The 7018-nt window shown below is 50.4% G+C and carries 1 protein-coding gene; it reads left to right on the top strand.

Features of this window, described 5'->3' with window-relative positions:
• Positions 1-7018, top strand: a 7018-nt coding sequence (locus tag MsAg5_RS09195) for a hypothetical protein (protein ID WP_338100336.1), incomplete at both ends; no start/stop codon positions are given.

Genomic DNA, 7018 nt, shown 5'->3' with positions numbered 1-7018 from the left:
ACAGAGTCGTGATTGCCGGAACCAACGGCGACGAGTTGACTTCCAACTCTGCCAAGTTGACTGTTCTCAGTGCAACGGATGCGATTTCAATCACAACTCAACCGGCTGACAAGAACATTTCAATCGGACAAAACGCAACGTTCAGCGTGACCGCAACGAATGCAAATGGTTACCAATGGCAGGAATCCGCGGACAACACAACGTTCACGGACATCTCCGGTGCAACCGCAAGCAGTTACACAACTGCTGATGCTACCGCTGCCGGTATGACTTATTACAGAGTCGTGATTGTCGGTGTTAACGGGGACGAGTTGACTTCCAACTCTGCCAAGTTGACTGTTCTCAGTGCAACGGATGCGATTTCAATCACAACCCAACCGGCTGACAAGAATATTTCAATCGGTCAAAACGCAACGTTCAGCGTGACTGCAACGAATGCAAACGGTTACCAGTGGCAGGAATCCGCAGACAATACAACGTTCACGGACATCTCCGGCGCCACATCTGCCGGTTATACAACCGCCGATGCTACCGCTGCCGGCATGACTTACTTCAGAGTCGTGATTGCCGGAACCAACGGCGACGAGTTGACCTCCAACTCTGCCAAGTTGACTGTCTTGAGTGCAACGGATGCGATTTCCATCACAACCCAACCTGCTGACAAGAACATTTCAATCGGACAAAACGCAACGTTCAGCGTTGTTGCAGACAATGCAAACGGTTACCAATGGCAGGAATCCGCGGACAATACAACGTTCACGGACATCTCCGGTGCCACATCGGCCGGTTACACAACTGCTGACGCCACCGCTGCCGGCATGACTTATTACAGAGTTGTGATTGCAGGTGTTAACGGGGATGAGTTGACTTCTAACTCTGCCAAGTTGACTGTTCTCAGTGCAACGGATGCGATTTCCATCACAACCCAACCGGCTGACAAGAACATTTCAATCGGTCAAAACGCAACTTTCAGTGTGACTGCAACGAATGCAAACGGTTACCAATGGCAGGAATCCGCAGACAACATAACGTTCACTGACATCTCCGGTGCTACATCAGCCGGTTACACAACCGCTGATGCCACCGTTGCCGGTATGACTTATTACAGAGTCGTGATTGCAGGTGTTAACGGTGACGAGTTGACCTCCAACTCTGCCAAGTTGACTGTCTTGAGTGCAACAGATGCGATCTCAATCACAACCCAACCGGCTGACAAGAACATTTCAATCGGTCAAAACGCAACGTTCAGCGTGACTGCAACGAACGCAAACGGTTACCAATGGCAGGAATCCGCAGACAACATAACGTTCACTGACATCTCCGGTGCTACATCAGCCGGTTACACAACCGCCGATGCTACCGTTGCCGGTATGACTTATTACAGAGTGGTCATTGCAGGTGTTAACGGGGACGAGCTGACTTCCAACTCTGCCAAGTTGACTGTTCTCAGTGCAACAGATGCGATTTCCATCACAACCCAACCGGCTGACAAGAACATTTCAATCGGTCAAAATGCAACGTTCAGTGTGACTGCAACGAATGCAAACGGTTACCAATGGCAGGAATCCGCAGACAACGTAACGTTCACGGACATCTCCGGTGCCACATCCGCCGGTTACACAACCGCCGATGCTACCACTGCCGGCATGACTTATTACAGAGTGGTTATTTCCGGTGTTAACGGAGATGAGCTGACTTCCAACTCTGCCAAGTTGACTGTCTTGAGCGCAACAGATGCGATTTCAATCACAACCCAACCGGCTGACAAGAACATTTCAATCGGTCAAAACGCAACTTTCAGTGTGACTGCAACGAATGCAAACGGCTATCAATGGCAGGAATCCACGGACAACACAACGTTCACGGACATCTCCGGTGCCACATCGGCCGGTTACACAACCGCTGATGCCACCGTTGCCGGTATGACTTATTACAGAGTCGTGATTGCAGGTGTTAACGGCGATGAGCTGACTTCCAACTCTGCCAAGTTGACTGTCTTGAGCGCAACAGATGCGATCTCAATCACAACACAGCCGGCTGACAAGAACATTTCAATCGGACAAAATGCAACGTTCAGTGTGACCGCAACGAATGCAAACGGCTATCAATGGCAGGAATCCACGGACAACACAACGTTCACGGACATCTCCGGTGCCACATCGGCCGGTTACACAACTGCTGACGCCACCGCTGCCGGCATGACTTATTACAGAGTTGTGATTGCAGGTGTTAACGGGGACGAGTTGACTTCCAACTCTGCCAAGTTGACGGTCTTGAGCGCAACAGATGCGATCTCAATCACAACGCAGCCTGTTGACAAGAACATTTCAATCGGACAAAACGCAACGTTCAGTGTGACCGCAACGAATGCAAACGGTTACCAGTGGCAAGAATCCGCAGATAATACAACGTTCACGGACATCTCCGGCGCCACATCAGCCGGTTACACAACTGCTGACGCTACCGCTGCCGGCATGACTTATTACAGAGTCGTGATTGCCGGTGTTAACGGCGACGAGTTGGCTTCCAACTCTGCCAAGTTGACTGTCTTGAGTGCAACGGATGCGATTTCCATCACAACTCAACCGGCTGATAAGAACATTTCAATCGGTCAAAATGCAACGTTCAGTGTGACTGCAACAAATGCAAACGGTTACCAATGGCAAGAATCCGCAGACAATACAACATTCACTGACATCTCCGGTGCAACCGCAAGCAGTTACACAACTGCTGACGCCACCGCTGCCGGTATGACTTATTACAGAGTCGTGATTGCCGGAACCAACGGCGACGAGTTGACTTCCAACTCTGCCAAGTTGACTGTTCTCAGTGCAACGGATGCGATTTCAATCACAACACAGCCTGTTGACAAGAACATTTCAATCGGTCAAAACGCAACGTTCAGTGTGACTGCAACGAATGCAAACGGTTACCAGTGGCAGGAATCCGCAGACAACATAACGTTTACGGACATCTCCGGTGCTACATCAGCCGGTTACACAACCGCTGACGCTACCGCTGCCGGTATGACTTATTACAGAGTCGTGATTGCCGGAACCAACGGCGACGAGTTGACCTCCAACTCTGCCAAGTTGACTGTTCTCAGTGCAACGGATGCGATCTCAATCACAACCCAACCGGCTGACAAGAACATTTCAATCGGTCAAAATGCAACGTTCAGTGTGACCGCAACGAATGCAAACGGCTATCAATGGCAGGAATCTGCAGACAACGTAACGTTTACGGACATCTCCGGTGCCACATCTGCCGGTTACACAACCGCCGATGCTACCGTTGCCGGTATGACTTATTACAGAGTGGTCATTGCAGGTGTTAACGGGGACGAGCTGACTTCCAACTCTGCCAAGTTGACTGTTCTCAGTGCAACGGATGCGATTTCCATCACAATCCAACCGGCTGACAAGAACATTTCAATCGGTCAAAATGCAACGTTCAGTGTGACTGCAACAAATGCAAACGGCTATCAATGGCAGGAATCCGCAGACAACACAACGTTCACGGACATCTCCGGTGCCACATCAGCCGGTTACACAACCGCTGACGCCACCGCTGCCGGCATGACTTATTACAGAGTCGTGATTGCAGGTGTTAACGGGGACGAGTTGACTTCCAACTCTGCCAAGTTGACTGTTCTCAGTGCAACAGATGCGATTTCCATCACAACGCAACCGGCTGACAAGAACATTTCAATCGGACAAAATACAACGTTCAGCGTTGTCGCAACAAATGCAAACGGTTACCAGTGGCAGGAATCCGCAGACAACACAACATTCACGGACATCTCCGGTGCCACATCAGCCGGTTACACAACTGCTGACGCTACCGCTGCCGGTATGACTTATTACAGAGTCGTGATTGCCGGAACCAACGGCGACGAGTTGACCTCCAACTCTGCCAAGTTGACTGTTCTCAGTGCAACGGATGCGATCTCAATCATAACGCAACCGGCTGACAAGAACATTTCAATCGGACAAAATGCAACGTTCAGTGTGACTGCAACGAATGCAAACGGTTACCAATGGCAGGAATCCGCAGACAACATAACGTTCACTGACATCTCCGGTGCCACATCGGCCGGTTACACAACCGCTGACGCCACCGCTGCCGGTATGACTTATTACAGAGTCGTGATTGCCGGTGTTAACGGTGATGAGCTGACTTCCAACTCTGCCAAGTTGACTGTCTTGAGTGCAACGGATGCGATTTCCATCACAACTCAACCGGCTGATAAGAACATTTCAATCGGTCAAAATGCAACGTTCAGTGTGACTGCAACAAATGCAAACGGTTACCAATGGCAAGAATCCGCAGACAATACAACATTCACTGACATCTCCGGTGCAACCGCAAGCAGTTACACAACTGCTGATGCTACCGCTGCCGGTATGACTTATTACAGAGTCGTGATTGTCGGTGTTAACGGGGACGAGTTGACTTCCAACTCTGCCAAGTTGACTGTTCTCAGTGCAACGGATGCGATTTCCATCACAACCCAACCGGCTGACAAGAACATTTCAATCGGTCAAAATGCAACGTTCAGTGTGACTGCAACGAATGCAAACGGTTACCAATGGCAGGAATCCGCAGACAACATAACGTTTACGGACATCTCCGGTGCAACCGCAAGCAGTTACACAACTGCTGACGCCACCGCTGCCGGCATGACTTATTACAGAGTTGTGATTGCCGGTGTTAACGGCGATGAGCTGACTTCCAACTCTGCCAAGTTGACTGTCTTGAGCGCAACAGATGCGATCTCAATCACAACACAGCCGGCTGACAAGAACATTTCAATCGGACAAAATGCAACGTTCAGTGTGACCGCAACGAATGCAAACGGCTATCAATGGCAGGAATCCACGGACAACACAACGTTCACGGACATCTCCGGTGCCACATCGGCCGGTTACACAACCGCTGATGCCACCGTTGCCGGTATGACTTATTACAGAGTCGTGATTGCAGGTGTTAACGGTGACGAGTTGACCTCCAACTCTGCCAAGTTGACTGTCTTGAGTGCAACAGATGCGATCTCAATCACAACCCAACCGGCTGACAAGAACATTTCAATCGGTCAAAACGCAACGTTCAGCGTGACTGCAACGAACGCAAACGGCTATCAATGGCAGGAATCTGCAGACAATACAACGTTCACGGACATCTCCGGTGCTACATCAGCCGGTTACACAACCGCCGATGCTACCGCTGCCGGCATGACTTATTACAGAGTCGTGATTGCAGGTGTTAACGGCGATGAGCTGACTTCCAACTCTGCCAAGTTGACTGTCTTGAGCGCAACAGATGCGATCTCAATCACAACACAGCCGGCTGACAAGAACATTTCAATCGGTCAAAATGCAACTTTCAGTGTGACTGCAACGAACGCAAACGGTTACCAATGGCAGGAATCCGCGGACAACGTAACGTTCACGGACATCTCCGGTGCCACATCTGCCGGTTACACAACCGCTGATGCCACCGCTGCCGGTGTAACTTACTACAGAGTCGTGATTGCCGGTGTTAACGGCGACGAGCTGACTTCCAACTCTGCCAAGTTGACTGTTCTCAGTGCAACGGATGCGATTTCAATCACAACACAGCCGGCTGACAAGAACATTTCAATCGGTCAAAATGCAACGTTCAGTGTGACTGCAACGAACGCAAACGGCTATCAATGGCAGGAATCTGCAGATAATACAACGTTCACGGACATCTCCGGTGCAACCGCAAGCAGTTACACAACTGCTGACGCCACCGCTGCCGGTATGACTTATTACAGAGTCGTGATTGCCGGTGTTAACGGCGACGAGTTGACTTCCAACTCTGCCAAGTTGACGGTCTTGAGCGCAACGGATGCGATTTCAATCACGACGCAGCCTGTCAGCCAAATCGTTGTTGAAGGCGAAACAGCCACCTTCAATGTGGCTGCAAACAACGCTGCTTCTTACCAGTGGCAGAAATCCACTGACAGCGGCGTCACGTTCAGCGACATTTCAAGTGCAACGTCTGACAGTTACACAACTGCTGCAACCGTTCTGGCCGATGACCAAACTCAATTCAGAGTTGTGATCACCGGTACAGAAGGCGATGTTAAGGAATCGAATGCTGCAACATTGACTGTTGTGAGTACAAGCGACGCCGTAACAATCACAACGCAGCCTGTCAGCCAAATCGTGGTTGAAGGCGAAACAGCCACCTTTAATGTTGCTGCAAACAATGCTGCTTCTTATCAGTGGCAGAAATCCACTGACAGCGGCGTCACGTTCAGCGACATTTCAAGTGCGACGTCTGACAGTTACACAACTGCTGCAACCGTTCTGGCCGATGACCAAACTCAATTCAGAGTTGTGATCACTGGTACAGAAGGCGATGTTAAGGAATCGAATGCCGCAACATTGACTGTTGTGAGCACAAGCGACGCCGTAACAATCACAACGCAGCCTGTCAGCCAAATCGTGGTTGAAGGCGAAACAGCAACATTCAACGTGGGTGCAAACAACGCTGCTTCTTACCAGTGGCAAAAATCCACTGACAGCGGCGTCACGTTCAGCGACATTTCAAGTGCGATTTCAGACAGTTACACAACTGCTGCAACCGTTCTGGCAGATGATCAAACTCAATTCAGAGTTGTGATCACCGGCACACAAGGCGATGTTAAGGAATCGAATGCCGCAACATTGACTGTTGTGAGCACAAGCGACGCTGTAACAATCACCGCGCAGCCTGTCAGCCAAATCGTGGTTGAAGGCGAAACGGCCACCTTCAGTGTTACTGCGAACAACGCTGCTTCTTACCAGTGGCAGAAATCCACTGACAGCGGCGCCACGTTCAGCGACATTTCAAGTGCGACGTCTGACAGTTACACCACGCCTGCAACCGTTCTGGCAGATGATCAAACTCAATTCAGAGTTGTGATCACCGGCACACAAGGCGATGTTAAGGAATCGAATGCCGCAACATTGACTGTTGTGAGCACAAGCGACGCTGTAACAATCAC

It is taken from the genome of Methanolapillus africanus (assembly GCF_032714475.1).
Lineage (GTDB): Archaea > Halobacteriota > Methanosarcinia > Methanosarcinales > Methanosarcinaceae > Methanolapillus > Methanolapillus africanus.
The sequence above is the reverse complement of the archived record's forward strand: the minus strand, read 5'-3'. Positions and strand labels throughout refer to the sequence as shown.